Source organism: Paenibacillus catalpae (assembly GCF_900112695.1).
In the GTDB taxonomy this organism is placed as follows: Bacteria; Bacillota; Bacilli; order Paenibacillales; family Paenibacillaceae; genus Pristimantibacillus; species Pristimantibacillus catalpae.
The window spans coordinates 413,165-431,689 of the sequence record NZ_FOMT01000003.1 but is presented as its reverse complement, the minus strand read 5'-3'; the positions used below and the strand labels follow the sequence as shown (position 1 = coordinate 431,689).

The 18,525-nt window shown below is 45.1% G+C and carries 16 protein-coding genes; 4 read left to right on the top strand and 12 right to left on the bottom strand.

Features of this window, described 5'->3' with window-relative positions; translation table 11 throughout:
- Both BM200_RS15605 and BM200_RS15600 read right to left on the bottom strand, forming a co-directional pair.
- Positions 1–951, bottom strand: coding sequence for a ring-cleaving dioxygenase (locus BM200_RS15605; RefSeq protein ID WP_091187909.1), 951 nt, complete (start codon positions 949–951; stop codon positions 1–3).
- A 237-nt stretch (positions 952–1,188) separates the two neighbouring features.
- Positions 1,189–1,626 carry a Dps family protein gene (locus BM200_RS15600; protein ID WP_091187144.1) on the bottom strand — a complete coding sequence of 146 codons (438 nt, stop codon included), beginning with the start codon at positions 1,624–1,626 and terminating at the stop codon, positions 1,189–1,191.
- 183 nt (positions 1,627–1,809) lie between these two features.
- On the opposite strand from BM200_RS15600, the gene BM200_RS15595 reads away from it, so the two are divergent.
- Positions 1,810–2,217, top strand: a complete 408-nt coding sequence (locus BM200_RS15595) for a hypothetical protein (RefSeq protein ID WP_091187142.1) — start codon at positions 1,810–1,812, stop codon at positions 2,215–2,217.
- Positions 2,210–3,418 carry an MFS transporter gene (locus BM200_RS15590; protein WP_091187140.1) on the top strand — a complete coding sequence of 403 codons (1,209 nt, stop codon included), beginning with the start codon at positions 2,210–2,212 and terminating at the stop codon, positions 3,416–3,418. The genes BM200_RS15595 and BM200_RS15590 overlap by 8 nt, the downstream gene beginning before the upstream one ends.
- A gap of 167 nt (positions 3,419–3,585) precedes the next feature.
- Here BM200_RS15590 and BM200_RS15585 read toward each other — a convergent pair whose 3' ends face one another.
- Together BM200_RS15585 and BM200_RS15580 are read right to left on the bottom strand one after the other, a co-directional pair.
- On the bottom strand, positions 3,586–5,418 hold the full coding sequence (locus BM200_RS15585; protein WP_091187139.1) for an amidohydrolase: 1,833 nt from the start codon (positions 5,416–5,418) through the stop codon (positions 3,586–3,588).
- Positions 5,419–5,442: 24 nt separating this feature from the next.
- Positions 5,443–5,637, bottom strand: a complete 195-nt coding sequence (locus BM200_RS15580; RefSeq protein ID WP_245773038.1) for a DUF1427 family protein — start codon at positions 5,635–5,637, stop codon at positions 5,443–5,445.
- Positions 5,638–5,927: 290 nt separating this feature from the next.
- Between BM200_RS15580 and BM200_RS15575 the strand changes: the two genes are divergently transcribed.
- Complete coding sequence (locus tag BM200_RS15575) at positions 5,928–6,566, top strand: hydrolase (protein WP_091187136.1); 639 nt, start codon at positions 5,928–5,930, stop codon at positions 6,564–6,566.
- 75 nt (positions 6,567–6,641) lie between these two features.
- A complete protein-coding gene (locus BM200_RS15570; RefSeq protein ID WP_091187135.1) occupies positions 6,642–7,481 on the top strand; it encodes an alpha/beta fold hydrolase in 840 nt (279 codons plus the stop codon).
- A 96-nt stretch (positions 7,482–7,577) separates the two neighbouring features.
- Here BM200_RS15570 and BM200_RS15565 read toward each other — a convergent pair whose 3' ends face one another.
- From BM200_RS15565 to BM200_RS15530, 8 genes are all read right to left on the bottom strand, one after another.
- Positions 7,578–9,134, bottom strand: coding sequence for a response regulator (locus BM200_RS15565; RefSeq protein ID WP_091187132.1), 1,557 nt, complete (start codon positions 9,132–9,134; stop codon positions 7,578–7,580).
- 9 nt (positions 9,135–9,143) lie between these two features.
- Positions 9,144–11,030 (bottom strand): histidine kinase, encoded by a 1,887-nt coding sequence (locus BM200_RS15560; RefSeq protein ID WP_091187906.1) that lies wholly within the window; start codon positions 11,028–11,030, stop codon positions 9,144–9,146.
- Between the two features lie 38 nt (positions 11,031–11,068).
- Entirely contained in the window at positions 11,069–12,766 is a 1,698-nt protein-coding gene (locus BM200_RS15555; RefSeq protein WP_245773036.1) for a type 2 periplasmic-binding domain-containing protein, read from the bottom strand.
- A gap of 255 nt (positions 12,767–13,021) precedes the next feature.
- Entirely contained in the window at positions 13,022–13,885 is an 864-nt protein-coding gene (locus BM200_RS15550; RefSeq protein WP_091187130.1) for a LysR family transcriptional regulator, read from the bottom strand.
- Complete coding sequence (locus BM200_RS15545) at positions 13,870–14,769, bottom strand: LysR family transcriptional regulator (RefSeq protein WP_091187127.1); 900 nt, start codon at positions 14,767–14,769, stop codon at positions 13,870–13,872. Before BM200_RS15545 ends, BM200_RS15550 begins: the two co-directional genes overlap by 16 nt.
- A gap of 835 nt (positions 14,770–15,604) precedes the next feature.
- A complete protein-coding gene (locus BM200_RS15540; RefSeq protein ID WP_091187125.1) occupies positions 15,605–16,003 on the bottom strand; it encodes a DoxX family protein in 399 nt (132 codons plus the stop codon).
- 85 nt (positions 16,004–16,088) lie between these two features.
- Entirely contained in the window at positions 16,089–16,322 is a 234-nt protein-coding gene (locus BM200_RS15535) for a DUF896 domain-containing protein (RefSeq protein WP_091187122.1), read from the bottom strand.
- Positions 16,323–16,741: 419 nt separating this feature from the next.
- Positions 16,742–17,596, bottom strand: a complete 855-nt coding sequence (locus tag BM200_RS15530; protein WP_091187119.1) for an NAD(P)H-binding protein — start codon at positions 17,594–17,596, stop codon at positions 16,742–16,744.
- Positions 17,597–18,525: the final 929 nt, after the last annotated feature.

Here is an 18,525-nt window from a genome sequence, read left to right as displayed (position 1 = left end):
TCATTGCTTAATTGACTTGAGTTCCTGCACTTGAATAGGGGGCAGGTTCCTTTCGATTTCGGCACGGCTGTTTTCAAACCATGTTGGCAGCATTAATACCTCGCCCAGATGATCTTCATGCTCATCATTCGCGAACCCTGGCGGATCCGTCGCGATTTCGAACAAAATGCCGCCGTGCTCGCGAAAATAGATGGCATGGAAATACTGTCGGTCAATAATTGGCGTAGGATGAAAACCGCTTCTTTCCACATGGCTTCTCCAAGCTTCATGGTCTTCGAAATCCTTGGCTCGCCACGCAATATGGTGAACGGTGCCAGCACCGGGGATCCCCCATTCCATGGGCTCCGCATTTACGTCAATGAGGTTGCCGATGTCCCCTTCAGCCTTATAGCGAATAAAGCCGCCATCCTGCCCTACTTTTTGAAGACCTAAGACGTCCTCAAGTACCTGCATGGTCTCTGTCGATACCGTGCTGTATAGCACCGCGCCCCCAAATCCTTTGATCGCCTTATCCGTTGGAATACCTCCGGATGACCACGTATTGAGAGCACCGTCTTCCCGTTCAACAATCTCTAGCTGCAGACCGTCAACATCTAAAAATTCGATATAGCTTTCGGAAAAACGGGCACTTTCCGTGAAGGAAATATCGAATGCGGTGAGGCGTGCTTTCCAAAAATCAAGTGCACCTGTTGGCACTACGTATGTTGTTGTACCTACTTGTCCTCCTCCAATGCGGCCCTTACTAGAAAATTCGTGCGGAAAGAACGTAATAATGGTTCCAGGGCTGCCTTTTTCGTTGCCGAAGTACAAATGGTATACTTCAGGTGCATCAAAGTTAATTGTTTTTTTTACAAGACGAAGACCCAGAACTCCGGCGTAAAAATCTACATTTCTCTGCGCATTCTTCACGAAACAAGTAATATGATGGATCCCTCCTGTTTTCATTGCGATATTACCCATTTCCCCCAACTCCTTCTGTTTGATTTATCGATCATGCTAATAACTGAACATACTCCTCATTCAAATCATAGAGAAAAGAGTTCGAGCGAACCATTCCCTTTTTTCTATACTTGCATAGCGAATTTACTATATCTTTGGCACGAGCAATCCATTTTGTTCCGATTAAAAAAGCCTGGGATTCCCCCAGGCTTTTGCGGATAACATAGCAGATTAGACAACGGATCTCGATTACCCTAAAAATGATTTCAACATCCATACATGCTTTTCAAGTGAGTAATGAATGGCCAAGAGCATATCACCGGTTGTCTCATCGTCTTCACGATTAGCGATGCTCATCCCTTCTTTAAGCTCATCAACAATAGTTCCAAAATCGGCTACAATCGTGCGGACCATCTCCGTAGCGCTCTCGTCACCGACTGCATCTTTTACCGTTGCGGTTTCAAGAACTCCATGCAAAGTCGCTACAGGGCTGCCGCCTAATGCCAGCAGACGCTCGGCAAGATTGTCTACATGAAGCGCAGCTTCCGTGTATAGTTCTTCAAACTTCAAATGCAAAGTGAAGAACTGCGGACCTTTGACATACCAATGATAGTTATGCAGTTTGGTGAACAGAAGACTCCAGTTCGCGATCTGAATGTTTAGCACTTCCGTAAGTTTTTCAGACATAAAAAAGCCCCTTTCAAATTTAGCACTAAATTCCAGGACCCACTATAACACACCGGGCAAACTTGTGTATACGGGGATTCTTCATTATAAGTAAATGCTATACGAGACATAGAAAGATCGATATTGATCGCGCGAACCGCCGTTTATACGATTATGTTACACCAAATATAAAGGAGAATTTGAATGGGAGTACGTTTTCTAAAAATGGCGGTTATTTATATTGTTCTCGGTATTGGCATTGGAATTTACATGGGTGCAACATTGAACTTTGCACTAACTAGCGTTCATGCCCACGCCAATCTTTTCGGATGGGCAACCTTGGCCCTTTGCGGATTTACTTATCTGCGTTTTCCCAAAGCCGCAGAGTCACGTCTAGCTAAATGGCACTTCTGGCTGCATGGCACAGGCTTGCCAATTATGTTGATCTCGCTATCATTTATTGCAAACGGCTATGATCAGGAATGGTTATCGATTATAAAACGCATGGGCGAAACCGTTGCCGGATGTGGAATTCTTGTTTTTGCTGTCAACGTATTTTTAAATGTGAAAGACATCAATACAGCTGAAAAAAGGGGGGCCACTTTTGAATAACGCCGTAAAACCAATTCCACCTCGTTATAATCTAACAACCCTTATTCTATTCTGGTGTTCATTAATTGTCGTCTCTTCCCTATATTTAACGATCCCTCTGTTCTCCGTATTTGAGGACGTATTCCAGGTCTCCTCTTCCGAAGCGGCTTGGGCAGGCAGCGCGTTTTCTTTTGCTTTTGCCGGTGGAGCACTCCTGTTCGGGGGGCTTTCCGATCGTTATGGACGAAAAAAAATGATGATAACCGGGTTAGGCTTACTCACGGTATCAACCCCTTTTATAGGAACCGTTCATGAGTTTCAATGGCTTATCGTCCTAAGGGTTATACAGGGATTGGCAGCATCCATGTTTCCGCCTTCCGTGTTAGCCTACGCAATGGAGATGTTCCCGACTAATAAAAGGGTAACGATCCTCGGGTTTATAAGCACCGCCTTTTTAATGGCCAGCATCGTTGGTCAGATCTATAGCAGCACGATCGTAATGGGACTAAGCTGGAATGATGTATTTTATATCCTTGGCATCGTGTATTTTGTGTCGCTTATTTTGATTACAATAGGTATACCCAAGGATGTAATACAAAAGCCGAAGGACGATTTTTTTACTCCTCTAAAGCGCATTGGCGGTATTTTCAGGAAAAAAAGTTTGCCCATCTGTTACATCATTTCCTCAACGCTCTTTATTGCACTCGTCGGTTTTTTCTCCACGATTGGAAGTTATCTAAGCAGCCCTCTCTTCGGTCTCAGCCATCAGGAAATCCTATGGGTTCGCGCGGCAGGTATCATCGGTATGTTCATTTCTCCGTTTGATGGAGGTCTCGTTACCAGGTATGGCGTGAAAAATGTTCTGTGGTGCGGTTTGATTATGGCCGGTATTGGTCTAGGTCTGGTAGGCATCTCGGAGAACCTCGCATTATTGATCCCGACAAGCATTATATTTACTGCCGGCATAGCTATGGCCCTTCCCGCCTTGTTATCATTAATAGGCACTTTAGCCGGAGAGTTACGAGCCAGTGCTCTTTCTTTCCATATGTTTATGCTTTTTATTGGAGCCTCCCTTGGCCCTATCATCTCCATTTATTTGATCGATACCCAAGGTCATGGGCCTACTTTCGAGGTGTTAGCCGGATTGCTGCTGTTAAGCACGGTTGTCCCATTATTTATTCGCTTAGAGCGAAAGGAAACCATTAGCCCGATCAATCAATAAAATCAAGGAATCGGCCTCGGTCTAGAATTACATTGGACATGAGGCCGATTCCTTTTGCCTGTGGCATTACGTTTATTCCTATGCACGAAAAAGCTCCCCATACTGGAACAGGTTTTCTTATTTCACCTGTCTACCGTATGGGGAGCATTCAATCAAGCAAGCTATTTTTAGAAGACAAAGCAATCCAGGTCACAGAAACCGCTGCCATGATGGTGATGGTTACACTTATGATGAAGATGGACCTGATTAGGTGCATGGGCACCTGATCCGCCTCCATATTGCGGTTCCTTGTAATAGCCGCCAAAGACATTATGCGGAGACCAGTCAGGACTGGCTTTCGGAGCCGGAGGCGACAAAGACTCGAATTCGTTGGTGCCGTAGACAATCTTGCCTCCTACAACCGTGAAGACCGATTCAATTTTTTTAATGGCCTCTTCGGGGACAAGCAAGAAATTATCGGAAAGAATCGAAAAATCAGCATAATGACCCTCTTTAATTTGTCCTTTGACATCTTCCTCTTTGGAAAACCATGCATTCCCCGCCGTATACATGCGAAGAGCTTCATGCCTTTCTACACGATTGGATTCAGGGTACAGGCTTAACCCGCCTAATGTCTTACCCGTCACTAACCAGTATAGGGCAACCCACGGATTATAACTGGCTACTCTTGTCGCATCCGTACCTACTCCGACACGTAATCCATGCTTAAGCATCTTCGTTATCGGAGGAGCATTTTCCGCTGCTTTGGCCCCATATCTTTCGACGAAATACTCGCCTTGGAAAGCCATTCGGCTTTGAACGGCAATCGAACCGCCTAATTCCACAACCCGCTCCAAATCCTTCTCCTGAATGGTTTCGGCATGATCCAGAATCCAGCGCAAGTCTTTGAAAGGCACTTCTTTATTTACGCGCTCAAATACATCGAGGAAGCGCGTAATGGACTCTCCATAGGTTGCATGAAGACGAAACGGCCAGCGTTGTTCAACGAGGTGCCGAGAAACATCAAATAGCTCATCTTCCAGTACAGCAGGCAGCTCCGGACGAGGCTCTACAAAATCTTCAAAGTCTGCCGCGCTATAAACAAGCATTTCACCGGCACCGTTATGACGATAGTAGGAACTGCCCGTGTACGGCTGCGATGAAGCGGTCCATGCTTTAAAGTCACTCAATTCATTCTTGGGATGCTGCGTGAATAAATTGTACGCCGTGCGAACCGTAATTTCTTCACGTTTATCAAGTTCGTCAAACACCTGATAATCATCGGGATAGTTCTGAAAGCCCCCGCCGGCGTCAATAACGCTTGTGACCCCAAATCGATTCAATTCCCTCATAAATAGTCGAGTTGAATTAATTTGGTCCTCGTATGAAAGCTTAGGCCCTTTAGCTAAGGTAGCATACAAAATCGTAGCATTAGGCCTAGCGATGAGCATTCCTGTTGGATTGCCTTTGCTATCCCTTTGGATTTCTCCGCCTGGCGGGTTCGGCGTATCTTTTGTATAACCAATTACTCGCAAGGCAGCTTTGTTCAGAAAAGCTTGACGGTAAAGATTGAGGATAAAAACGGGTGTGTCGGGAGCAATTCGATTGATTTCATCCAGAGTTGGCATACGGCGTTCAATGAATTGGAACTCTGTCCAGCCGCCTACAACACGGACCCAATGAGGAGCTGGCGTACGATCCACTTGTTTCTTCAACATACGCAATGCATCCGCTACGGATGGCACTCCGTCCCAACGAAGCTCAAGGTTATAGTTGAGACCGCCTCGAATGAGATGAATATGGGAATCGTTCAAGCCCGGTATTAACATTCGTTTGTTTGCGTTCACAACCTGAGTAGATGATCCAACATATTTCATGATTTCGGCATCATCACCCACAGCTAGGAATTGGCCGTCCTTAATTGCAACTGCCGTTGCTGCAGGATTTGAATCGTCCATCGTTACTATACTGGCATTGTGAATGACCAAATTGGCTTCAACATCTATCGTTTTCTTGGACATGACTCCACTCTCCCTTTAAATTATTTATTTGTTGTTTAGCAATTGCTGTATCCAGGGTATCAGCCGCTGGCCTAAAAACATTCCTGCGAGACCAAGCAGTCCCAAAAAAGGCGGTGCTGGCGAAGGGATCTTAAGCGATTGAAAAATAACGCCAATTACAATACCTGCAGCAAGAGCCAGAACCATAGAACCCATAAAACCCATAGAACCCATACTCATATCTTCTACCTCCATTCTTATCATTGTCATGTTGCTACTAGATGCCTGCTATTCTTAAGTCTAAGAGTCAACATTTTTACTAGCAATAAGGCTTTCTCTATAACAGCCATAGGATTTGCTTATGGATATCATTTATAGAACTTTTGATATATATAGCTTTTCCCTATGAAACATATAGAAAACTGAGAATTGTTTGCACAGTTACATTTCAATAGACTGAGTACATGCAGCAGGATTTCCAATTTATTGAACTGTTGTAATCATATCCGGAAAAGGTAGGGATCTTATTTATGTTTAACGGGAAAACGGATTTACTTACGGCTGATAATTCTGCCATTATTCTTGTAGACCACCAGCCTCAAATGCTCTTTGGCGTTCAAAGCGCCGACCGTCAAACCATCATTAACAATACGGTTGGATTGGCCAAGACAGCCAAAGTTTTCAATGCGCCCACCATTCTAACAACTGTAGCAGCGGAATCTTTTTCAGGCCCGCTTCATCCGCAAATTCAAGAGGTATTTCCAGACAATAAGCCAATTGACCGTACAACAATGAATTCTTGGGAAGATGAAAATTTCCTGGCAGCCGTGAAGAAAACGGGCCGTAAAAAGCTCATCATGGCAGCGCTTTGGACGGAAGTTTGTCTTGCTTTCCCTACAGTTTCAGCCATTAAAGATGGATTTGAAGTATACATTGTAACGGACGCTTCAGGCGGCACTACCACGGAGGCGCATGACATTGCCGTTCAACGCATGATACAAGCGGGAGCAATTCCCGTTACTTGGATGTCTGTTCTTCTTGAGTATCAACGCGATTGGGCACGTCAAGAAACATATGATGCAGTCTTGGAGATTGCTATGCAACATGGTGGTGCCTATGGCGCGGGTCTTGTTTACGCCCAAGCGATGTTTGGCGGCCACGGGGGATAAACCTATTCCCAAGGGGAACAGCTTAAATGGAGTGAACGATAGAGAGACGATTATCAGAGGAGTGAAGGATGAAGCATGTCTAAATTAACAGTAGGAACAGAAAACGGACAACCCATTGAATTGTACTTTGAGGATCTTGGGGCAGGCAAACCAGTGATATTAATCCATGGCTGGCCACTGAGCGGGCGCTCGTGGGAGGGGCAAGTTCCAGCGCTCATCGAAGCAGGTTACCGCGTAATTACCTATGACCGCCGCGGATTCGGACAATCCTCAAAGCCGTGGAACGGTTACGACTATGATACGTTTGCGACGGATCTCCATAAGCTAATTAAACATCTAGACCTTAAGGATGTAACACTGGTCGGATTTTCGATGGGTGGCGGGGAGGTTGCCCGTTACATTGGCACATACGGAACGAGCCGTGTCAAAAAAGCCGTGCTCGCTGCAGCGGTTCCTCCGTTCTTTTATAAATCTGACGAGCATCCGGAAGGCGGTCTGGATGAGGCCACCATTCAAGCCTTCCAAGACGGTTTGAAGAAGGACCGTGTCGCCTTCCTTGACAGCTTCACTCACAATTTCTATAAAGCTGGAGATAGAACTGACCTGGTCAGCGAGTCCTTCCGTGCTTACAACCTTGATATTGCTTCTTATGCATCGCCAAAAGGGACGCTGGATTGTATTGATGCTTTCGGCCGAACAGATTTCCGTGACGATTTGGCGAAATTTGATATCCCATTGCTTGTTATCCATGGCGATTCCGATGCGATTGTGACGCTTGAGGTAAGCGGTCAACTTTCCCACGAAGCTGTTGCGGGCAGTCAACTCGTTGTCATTGAAGGTGGACCTCATGGTTTGAACGCGACTCATCCCGAAGAATTCAATACCGCTTTAATTCATTTCCTTAATAAGAAATAAATAAATAAATGAATGAATCGTCACGGAACCATCAGTTGAAATGTGACCCATAAGAATGACACCTTAACAAGGTGACTCTTGTGGGTCATTTGTTTGTTAAGTTTTAAACCGCCTGCGTTGGCTTCGGAATTCCAGCGCTGTGATGCCTTCGGTATCCTTGAATATTCTCGTAAAATGCTTCACGTTTTCGAATCCAACCTGCTCACTAATTTCGTACACCTTCAAATCGGAGTGCACGAGCAGCTCCTTCGCCTTGTCCAGCCTTAACCGGCGAACATAGTTCGAGAAATTTTCACCGCTATATTCTTGGAAGGCCTGGCTGAAATACGAGTAATTAAGTGAGAAATGGTTGGACACGACCGCCATGTTCAAATCGTCGGCATAATGCGTCTGCAAGTAGGCGAGCACTTTTTGCATCGTATTTTGTTCCGTCGGAACTTGCTCTCTCCGATCTTGGATGAACCTATCCAGACTATCGAGAAGCTGCTCGACGGCTATGTAATAGTCTTCAAATCGCTCGAAGTTTCCGATGTGACCAACACAGGCGTACGTCCTTAAAAGGCCAAGTATCTTATGCCCGTAGATGCGGAACAGCTTGTCGAACAGTTCCTCGTTGAGCAGTTGGCTAATACGTTCCAGATAACCGATCTCGCTGCTTCTAATAATGCGAATATCGAGGATTTGAGCGAGAAGTTGTTTGATTTCATCGCCGCGTCCCATTCCCATGAGATTCAATATTCTTTGAATTAACTCAATAGGAACGACATGCCGCTCATTGCGCTCATTTATGCTGGTGTAGTCCAACACGTCGAGCTCCGGAAGCACAATACTGTATTTCAAGGTTTGCTTCGCTTGGCTGTATGCCCACCTTATCTGCTCTATCCCTTGAACAGACTTGCTAATCGCGATTCGCAGCTGCGAATCATAACCACTGACCGCCCACCGTTCCGATAACTGGTAGAACATAACCGGATCGCGTACGATCATAATCGTTCCGCCTTCTCCATCACGCGTGAGCATCCAATCCATATGCCCTTGTAACAGCTCGGCGATTTGATGCCTGAAAGAAGCGGCATCCGTTCTGCCAGGCTCTGATCCTCCACCGCGCCGCGTAAGCAAGCCCAACGTATATCTTTCATCCAACAAGCTAAAGCCGGCTTGCTTCAGCTTGCTTTGTGTTACCGCATCACTAACATCCTTCTGGGTCAAATGCTGGGTAACCAGCTCGGCAGCAACAAGGCTGGCATCTTCGCCCGCCTTGTCTGCCCGCTCTTCTCTCATCCTTATTTCCTTAATCATTCGCTCCAGGACGGCAAACAACTCCTCGCGTATTACAGGCTTCACGAGATAATCCTTCACAGCAAAGCGAATCGCTTTTTGCGCATATACGAACTGATTATAGCCAGACAGCAGTACAATCTCGGGCCTTACGGAATGCTCTTGCAGCTGTTCGAGTAGTTCGATCCCATCCATAATTGGCATTCGGATATCTGTAAACATAATATCCGCAGGCTTCTGGCTAAGAAGCTCCAGCGCCTCTTGTCCATTCTCTGCAAATCGGTAGTTGAACAGATTAGGAAACTGCCTCTCAATTACCGATTCCAAGCCTCTACGAATGATCTTCTCGTCGTCGACGATCAGCAAGCTAATCATAAGTGTCTTCTAACCCCCTCCAAGGACCCGATACGGCAAAGTCATGATTATGCGCGTATAGCTTCCTTCCTGACTCTCGATCTGAATCCCGCATTCCGTCCCATAGCTCATCACTAAGCGTTGGTCCACATTACGAAGACCAATCCCATTGCTGTCCTGGTTATTTTCGCGAACGAATGATTGCCGGACATCCTGGTAAGCGGACTCTTCCATTCGTAGCATTCGATTCAATAAACTCAGCTTCTCTTCCGGTATGCCGCAGCCGCTGTCCGTAATCTCTATGACGCAAGCTTGATCACGCCGGACGGCAGAGATCATAATGACAAGATTTCCGTCGCTGGAATGCATGCGGCTCATCCCATGTTTGATTGCATTCTCTACTGCGGGCTGCAGCGACATTTTGAGCGATTCCTGCTTGAGGCATTCCGATGCAATCGACAACCTTAGATCAAGTCTTCCATCATAACGGATATTCATGACGGATACATAATGCTGGACCTGCTGAATCTCATCGCTGAGCATCACGTGATCCTGCTGCCATTCCATTGAATACCGCATCATACCGCCTAGCGAGGTCATGATGTCCGATATAAGGTACTGCCCATCAATCTCCGCCAGCATCTTGACGTTCTCCAGCGTATTGTAGAGGAAGTGGGAATCTATTTGGTTCTTTAGAGCCCGAAGCTCGGCTTCTTTGCCTGCCGCCTGCCTAGCTGCCTGTTCTTGAATAAGCTCGTTAATCTTCAGAATGAGCTTACTGTAATGCAAGCCTAGCTCTCCTACCTCATCGGTTCCGGTAATCGGCGGCAGCTCAACGTTGAAGTTGCCGCTTCTCATCTGTTGCATGGATTCTCTTAATACCTTAAGCCTGCGCAAAATCATCGCCTGCATCGAGTAAGACAGCAGTACGAGAAATGCCACTAGTAACGAAATGAGTATCATATAACGAACTCTCGAGTGGTTAATGCCTTCCATTGTGTCCTCAAGACTAACCATATTGACCAGATGTACGTCGATCGATGGAATGTAGCTTTGAAAGGCCAAGTATGACTGCCCGTTAACCTTGAACTGTACCATCTCGTAATCTGTATTCCTCGTCAGCTTCACGTTGTTCATTAATTGCTCCGCGCTATGCTGCTCGAATACAGGTGAAGCCTCCAAGCTGAATACCTGTCCGCTCCTTGCTACTACAATCAACTGGGAGTTCCTGTCCTGCACACTGCTGAACGTTCGAGAAAAGAAATTCGACAGCTTCATCGATATTTCTAAAATCCCGTTATGCGCTCTGTTGTCTGCATATTTGAATTCCTGCAAGTACGTCATGAAGGGCTCATTCGGCGATGGTTCGGACGGCAAACCGGTGAGGGCTACGCTATCCTGTATCTCCCACCAGGGCAAACCGCTCTGCTTCATCACGGCTTCATGCCAAGGCTTGTCCTGAATACGTGATTCCTGTAGGATGACTGGCCAAATCTCATTCACATAAAGGTTGTCCGTGAACAACCGCACATTTGCAATTCGAGGATTGTTGAACAGAAAATATTGAAAGCTGTTGACAACATCTTTCTTAATATGAAAAACATGCGCTGCATCCTGAGTTTGTTCAATTTGCAGATAATTGTTCATTTCCCGATTAGATAACGCAAGCTGACTGGTCCATCCCATCAGCTCCACGTTATTTTCAATATTTATCTTCTCGACTGCCAGTACGTTCTCGTTGTTCTTCATCAATTCTTCCATTGCCTTGGCGGATTCTTCTTTGAGCGTATACCAAGAGAATAGAATAACCGGTATGAAGATAACAAACATAAATGACAGAATTAACTTGACCTGAAGCGAAAGTTTAAACGCAGATGCACGAATGCCCATTAACCAACGTATTGCCGGGTGCCCCATCTCCTGTTTCACATCCTGCTGCTTCCTCTATAAAACTATTATTTAATTGACAACTCCAGCTTTTGTACATTCCGTTCATAGGCTGCTTGTCGGCTATTTACGATGGCCTCATACTCCGGAGCCTCGGTAATGGTCTTCATGAATTCGTTAAACAGTTGATCGAATTCAGCATCAGACCCCGACATCAGCAGTTTCGGCAGCGTCTCGGCCCAGAGCCGCGTTTGTTCGACTTCCGCAATACCTTCCTTCGTCGTCGGGTCCGGATCCAGATTGTCGAATTCGGCCATGCTGATTGTCTTACCTCTCGTCCAATCGGCAATTTGTTTGGCAGGATCAGCATCCATCCCCGTCATCCATGCTAGATTCATGTTTGTATCCATCAGCATCCAATACATATAAGAACCGCCATATTTTTTATCAAACGCTTGGCGATCGGTGTTGAGCAGATGCATTACGTCCGGAAAAAACTGATCTTTGCCGTCTATCGTATCGTAAGTAACGCCTTTCTCTCCCAAATACAAATCCTTGTTTCCCTCTTCGCTCAGCAAATAGCTGAGGAAAGCAATCGCACGCTTTTTATCCTTAACGTTCTTCGAAATAAGCGTCACGGTCCAGCCGGAAACGCCATTTCCCGCAAGTGTTGGCGCATCATGCGCATCATTGGCCGGACCATCAATCGCGATATACACCTTATTTGGGTCCTTCTGATATAACTTTTGGTTAATCTCTGAAAAATCAGACCACTGATACAGCATAGCAAAATAGCGCCCTTGCGATATTTTTTCATCTTTTTCCAGTCGTTTTTCATCAATATAGACATCTGTCGGCATTAACCCGTCCTCATTCGCTTGCCGGAACACCTTCAGCCATTTCAAATAGGTTGGATCGCTTCGACGGTCGTACAATTTGCCGTCTTTCTGCTGCGGGATGGCCAGGAAGTTCTGAAGATACGCTTCCAGCGAATAGTTACCGGTTTCCGTAAATTCATGCAGCCCGATAGGAATGAGCGGCTGGCCGTCCACTTCCGGAAACTTCTCCTTCGCAGCCTTCAGAGCGCCAAGAAAACCTTCTGGCGTGCTCATATCCGGCTTCCCTAGTGCTTCATACATGTCTTTCCGGACAACAAAGGTTTGGTTAGACGTAAAAAGCTGGCCATATTTTCGATAATCCCCAGGGGATGAAGAGGCATTAGGGTAGCCGTACACATTGCCGTCAGCCTGTGTATACCAGCTAAGCTTCGCGGGATCGGCGACCTTGAAGAAATAAGGATCATACTGATCCGCTAGCTCATTTAATGGAAGCACCATATCCCCATTAATCATCTTCATCACGGAATCCTCATACCAGCCTAGCGTGATAAAGTCAGGTAGCGACCTTGCCGCCATCATCGTGTTGAGCTTCTCGCCGGCATCGCCAGCAGGCACGAGAAAGTTCAAGCTGACGCCCGTCTTCTTCGTTATATAATCGGAAACGGCGTTGCCTCCCCACTTGCTGGTGAACCAATCGAAATTGATATACCAGTCAAACGTAATCGGTGTCGTGTCCAGCTTCCAGGCAGGCTCATCAGGAGAGGGCTTCGTTTGCGGTGCATCTGCCTCCTTAAGCTTGGCGTTGAAGTTCGCATGATTCTTAGAAGTGCCATTGCTCGATGTGCCTGTGTTCCCAGAACAAGCCGCTAACGTCCAACACATCATCAGTGTTAGTAACAGCATTGCTGATTTACGCATTTGATCCATTCCTAATTCTCCTTCGGCCGTTAGCAGTGAACTTAATGCCCCATAAATGTGATATATTACCACGTTAATCAGGACTATGCTGTTCAGTAGCCTCAATTTACTGCTAGTATAATGGTTATAGCAAGCAAAGGGAAGGAAAAGGCTTACACTTAAGGAAGGGATACTATCAGATTTCCTGCGCCGCTAACTAGAATAAGCGAGCACGACAAGGAAATATCCCTTCGTCTTGGCTCGCTTTCAATAGAGGTGGGTGTTCTAGTTATCCAGAAAAAAATTGATACATTTCTGAACAGAGGGATTATTATAATGATGCTTTTTAAAAATAAGCTTAATCTCACGAACAGGCGTTGGATCGATGAGACGAATCATTTTCAATTGCTGACCAGAAAAGCTTTCGATTAAAGATGCAGGTAAAATAGCTACCCCCATCTTTTGCAGTACCATAGAAAGAAGAATTGCCGTGGAAGTTGACTCAAACTTTGATTGTAAGGATTTAGCGATTTTCGTGCTGAATGAATGAAGATGTTTGATTAAACTTTTATCCCCAACAAATAAGGATGTTTCTAAATCTTCCAGCTCTCGAAAAGAAATAAAGGTTCGATCTGCCCATGGATGATCCGCATAAACGACCAACGCTTGTTCCTCTTTATACAGGTGCATCAGATGAATTTCTTTGTTTGGATTATAATGGTCGGTAATACCAATATCGATACTACCATTCAATAATTGCTGTGATGTATTTTCCACACTGGCGAATTTCAATGTAATGTCCGGATGCTGTTCATGGAATTTCAAAATACGGGGTATTAAACTAAAAAAGTCCATGGGCGAAATGCCTATTGAAAGTTTATTTGCCAGAGAATAGCGTAACTCGTAAGTTTCTTTTTTCGATTCTTCTATGAGCCTCATCACGGAAAGGGCTTTTTCGTATAGTATTTCCCCGTCGGCTGTAATCTTTACCCCTCTACCAACTCTCTCGAACAAAGGACTTCCAACTTCTTCCTCCAGAAAGCGGATTTGTTGGCTTAAAGAAGGTTGTGAAATCATTAAAACTTCTGCTGCCTTAGTAAAGCTTCCCTCTATGCAAATTTGAATGAAACATTCTAACTGCCTGAACACAAAAGATTCACCTCGACCTCTCTTACATAGGAATCCATCTCTTGAATGAATAAGCGTGCATTGGATCTCATATTAACGGAATTAAGATGCACGAGAGAGATATCCCAGTAAGGAATATGGCCTTCCAGTTTGACAACGTGCAAAGAATCGTCTTTTAGACTTTCGAGCAAAGATGTCGGTAAAAGAGCTGCTCCAAGTCCATGACGAACCCAATGAGTCAATACTGAAGTGGATGAAGTTTCTATTATCGACTTCAAGGTAAACCCACTAGAGAAGCAATAACTGTCAATTAGTGATTTGTTTTGTTCTCGAAACATAATGGAATCCGTATGCTTCAAAGACCGAAAAGGAATCGACGTTTTATTGGCCAAGGGATGTTCTGAATGAATCAACAACGCCATTTGTTGTCTATACAAATGAGTCGAAATGACCGAAGCATGATTAACCGGATTTGCGGTGATTCCAATGTCCACCCTTTGTTCTAACACTTTATTCTCGGCATCCTCTGCATCGATAATTTTCAAAAAAATATTCGGGTATTTTTGGTGGAATCTCATAAAGTAAGGAGCCAGATATTCAAGTTCGGCGGGACAACACCCAATAGAAATCGTTTCTCTGGATTTATTGTTTCGGCCATCTATTTCATTTTGCGCCTCCTCAAGAAGTTTCATAATAGCGTTGCCCTTATTCAAGAGAATTTTTCCCGCTTCCGTTACTTCAACCCCTCTGCTTACCCGATCGAACAGTTGAATATTATATTCACCTTCCAAAACCCGCATTTGCTGACTTAATGTAGGCTGAGTCACACCTAATTCTTCTTTGGCTTTGGTGAAACTTCCTGATTTGCAAATTTGAATAAAATATTCAAGCTGGCGCAATTCCACTATGTATCACCTCTTAGTTAGATGAGCCGTATCGTATTATTGATGGACTTTGTAAACATTATATGAAAGAACCCGTCATATAATATATCCGCTAGATTTCAGGTGAGGGTTGCTAGATTTTAGGGTTGGTGCGTGAGAACACTATGGTGTGGTTTAAAAATATGAAAAAACCGATTCGCGGAGGTCGACTGCAATACGGAGGCCTATTTCGTCCGCTACTCCGGCATATAGCGAATATTAGTAGCAGCAATGGCAAGACTGGGGGAATGGCAAAATCGCGTTGGCGGTTAATAGCTAAGTGAACCTTGCCTCCTATAATGTAAGTTTACATTTTTCAAGCATTAGCATTTTACTAACATATCTTTCCATGCTCTTCATAATTTCATCTGCTTCATTTACATAGGTTTGATCACCGAACATTCTATAGAGCAGCATATAGTCATTGTATTCGTCCAGCCATTCGTTTACTTGGAATAGTGTCACTAATCTACTTCCTTTCCTTATGAATTACCGCTTGCTAAGCGCTATTTCGTATTGTCTGTGACTCCCAGTTGAATGTTATACTTATTAGAATCATAATATTGATACCGAAGTATATCGAACAATTCTATATTTTCTATACGTTTTATAGGTTAAAATTATAAGATCATTCCACATCCCATCTCCACAGCACCAATGTTGAGACTGATAGGTCTATTCGGTATGTATTTAGGACTCTGCGGCAAAAACACTTTAATAAAACAGGAGCAGCTGCCAGGGCAGCTGCTCCTTGTTCATTCAACTAGAGTCCTCCGTAAGAGACCACAGTATTATTGATTATAATTTCGTGCCCACATTAGAACAACAGCGCATCCAGTGAGTAAGCTCCTGCTCCTGTCAGCGCAACGCCAATAGCTACAGCAACGAGTACCAGTGGATATTCATACCCGTTTGCCGTTGCCCACAGGCCGTTAGGCCGATGCACTTTAACTATAGCACCTGCCATGGTGACTACAATCATCACTCCTGCTGCTACTGTGAACAGCCCTGCGGCGAACAATGCCCCGCCCAGCAGTTCCAATACTCCAGCAAAGACAGCCATAACAACACCAGGACGAATGCCAACCGATTCCATCCAGCCTCCTGTCCCTTTCGGGCCATATCCCCCGAACAGGCCGAACAGTTTCTGTGCTCCATGACCAACAAACAATAATCCTACCACTACCCGAATAATAAGAAGTCCCAAATCCATCATTTTCATTCATCTCCCAAATTTTTATAGTGTTGATCTTAAAGTTTCTTAGCGAATCTTGCCCTATAATCGTATTGAGAATATCCGTCTAGCGGTCATCCCTTGGCAAATTCGCTTTATCGGCTGCCAGCCTCGCCGGAGTTACGTCTTGCCCGTTGTCATCGATTACCGAGACACCCAACAACATATCGTGAACTTGGCCTCGAATCTGCTGCAAATACTCATTGCGAAGCTTTGTCTGTTCTTTTTTCTCCTGCTCGTTTAGTCCTTCAGCATGCTGTTTTCTGCTCAATTCGTTAATACGTCCCAGAATGGCAATCATAATCTGCACCTCATTTCAAAAATTAATAGTTAAGTTACTGACGGATAAAGCGTACACGCTCCAACACTTCGATGGTAAATGCCTGAAGTACGGTTGAGCATAAGAATCACTCCTTGGATTAGTTTGTTTTGTCTTTAATTTAATTATCTTAAATTTAAGATATGGGAGATAAAAAATTCTTTCTTTACAACAGACGATGCTGAATACTCATTGTACTTCGCATTTTACTATCGATTTGAACTGCTGTTGTATGACTTTGAAGATTTGTTTCGTTTGTCTTTAAGTTAAATATCTTGATTTAAAGATAACTTATATTCCTGCTGTTGTCAACAGGCAAAATGAAAAGTTTTTTCCCTAGTCTGAAATCAATAGGGGACAACTCTAAGAGTTGTCCCCTGTTTTGTATTCCATAGTCTAGATTACTGGAATGACGCTGACAAGATTGATTCAAGGCTACGCGCTGGACGGCCGGAGAGTTTTTCGATATCCCCCGTCACGATATCGAAGTCCCCGTTAGAGAAGTTTTGTTGAATGCTTACAATTGCTGTAATGACAGCAGTCGGAAGTCCAGCTTGCTCGAGTTGACCTTGCAGTGTCTCAATCGGAAGCGTGAAGAATGCCAACGGTTTTCCGCTAACTTTTGCTATGAGCTCAGCACGCTCCGCACCCGTAAAGCTTACTGGTCCAGTTCCTGTGTAGATTGAACCATCATGACCTTCGCTGATCAGCAATCCGGCTGCAGCTGCAGCTAAATCGTCACGGGAGACAAAGCTGACTTTGTTTTCGCTAAGACCTGTGAGCACGCCATGCGCTAATGACATCTGAGCTTCATTGATGAGAGCCTCCGCGTAGTAGCTCATGCGTAGAATGCTCCACTTTGGAGCCTTGCGCATCAGATGCTGCTCACTAGCAAAGTAGTCGAATGCAATGTTCGGTTGCTCTGTATTTCGCGCTCCTACAGACGAAACAAGGACGATATGGGATACACCAGCTTCAACAGCTGCATTAATGGCTGCAATGTTTTGAGCCGATCGTGCACCAGATTGTAAACTGGTCGAAGGGATAAGCAGCAGTCGGTCCAATCCTTTGTAAGCCTCGATAAGCGATTCAGGTTGATCGTAATCACCAAAGCGAGCTTCTACACCACCCATAGTCATTTTCTCGGGTGAACGCGTGATCGCTACTACGCTATGCTCCCCTGCCGCACGCTCCAACAGATGTTTTACCGTCGCTGTACCCAAATTACCGCTTGCACCGTTTATTCCAATTTTCATTGTTATCTTCTCCATTCTTTATACCGTATTTTGTTTCTTGCGAATTTCTCTGCGAACAACAGGGGCAACTTCTGTAGCCAGTAGTTCAATGGCTTTCGCCACTTTTGACAATGACTGTCCACCCATGTAAAATTGCCCCATAAATCGGCTGTGACCATTTCTTCCGTCCGCGCGGGCTGAACACAAAAACACGCCTTAATTTGGCGTGTTATATATTTGTGTTTGGTGGAGCCAAGGGGATCCGACTGCGCATAACTTGTCTCCTGATCATGGGATGTCCGAATTTCTTATTTAATGGCTGACAAGCTTACTCGGCGAGGACTTTTAGCGGTAGATTCAGACGCCGTGCTCCTCCATTTCATTCCGTCCGCGCGGACTGAATCCGGGTTCGCCCCCTTATGGGCTTCACCAAACACAAAAAAACACGCCTTAATTTGGCGTGTTATATATTTGTGTTTGGTGGAGCCAAGGGGGATCCGACTGCGCATAACTTGTCTCCTCATCATGGGATGTCCGAATTTCTTATTTAATGGCTGACGAAGCTTACTCGCCGAGGACTTTTAGCGGTAGATTCAGACGCCGTGCTCCTCCATTTCATTCCGTCCGCGCGGACTGAACCCGGGTTCGCCCCCTTATGGGCTTCACCAATCACAAAAAACACGCCTTAATTTGGCGTTTTATATATTTGTGTTTGGTGGAGCCAAGGGGGATCCGACTGCGCTTGACTTGTCTCCTCATCATGGGATGTCCGAATCTGTTATTTAATGGCTGACGAAGCTTACTCGGCGAGGACTTTTAGCGGTAGATTCAGACGCCGTGCTCCTCCATTTCATTCCGTCCGCGCGGGCTGAACCCGGGTTACTGTCGCTGACACAAGTGTACTATTCCCTCAAACATATTTTAGTAAAAAAAGTGCCTCTTTCACGAAT

What these genes read in the sequence shown, in the direction of transcription:
- BM200_RS15580 (WP_245773038.1), bottom strand. Translation starts at nt 5,637, where the DNA reads ATGAGTATGGGTTCTATGGGTTTTATGGGTTCTATGGTTCTGGCTCTT.
- BM200_RS15595 (WP_091187142.1), top strand. Translation starts at nt 1,810, where the DNA reads ATGGGAGTACGTTTTCTAAAAATGGCGGTTATTTATATTGTTCTCGGT.
- BM200_RS15575 (WP_091187136.1), top strand. Translation starts at nt 5,928, where the DNA reads ATGTTTAACGGGAAAACGGATTTACTTACGGCTGATAATTCTGCCATT.
- BM200_RS15530 (WP_091187119.1), bottom strand. Translation starts at nt 17,596, where the DNA reads ATGAAAATTGGAATAAACGGTGCAAGCGGTAATTTGGGTACAGCGACG.
- BM200_RS15535 (WP_091187122.1), bottom strand. Translation starts at nt 16,322, where the DNA reads ATGATTGCCATTCTGGGACGTATTAACGAATTGAGCAGAAAACAGCAT.
- BM200_RS15570 (WP_091187135.1), top strand. Translation starts at nt 6,642, where the DNA reads ATGTCTAAATTAACAGTAGGAACAGAAAACGGACAACCCATTGAATTG.
- BM200_RS15555 (WP_245773036.1), bottom strand. Translation starts at nt 12,766, where the DNA reads ATGGATCAAATGCGTAAATCAGCAATGCTGTTACTAACACTGATGATG.
- BM200_RS15565 (WP_091187132.1), bottom strand. Translation starts at nt 9,134, where the DNA reads ATGATTAGCTTGCTGATCGTCGACGACGAGAAGATCATTCGTAGAGGC.
- BM200_RS15585 (WP_091187139.1), bottom strand. Translation starts at nt 5,418, where the DNA reads ATGTCCAAGAAAACGATAGATGTTGAAGCCAATTTGGTCATTCACAAT.
- BM200_RS15560 (WP_091187906.1), bottom strand. Translation starts at nt 11,030, where the DNA reads ATGGGGCACCCGGCAATACGTTGGTTAATGGGCATTCGTGCATCTGCG.
- BM200_RS15600 (WP_091187144.1), bottom strand. Translation starts at nt 1,626, where the DNA reads ATGTCTGAAAAACTTACGGAAGTGCTAAACATTCAGATCGCGAACTGG.
- BM200_RS15540 (WP_091187125.1), bottom strand. Translation starts at nt 16,003, where the DNA reads ATGATGGATTTGGGACTTCTTATTATTCGGGTAGTGGTAGGATTATTG.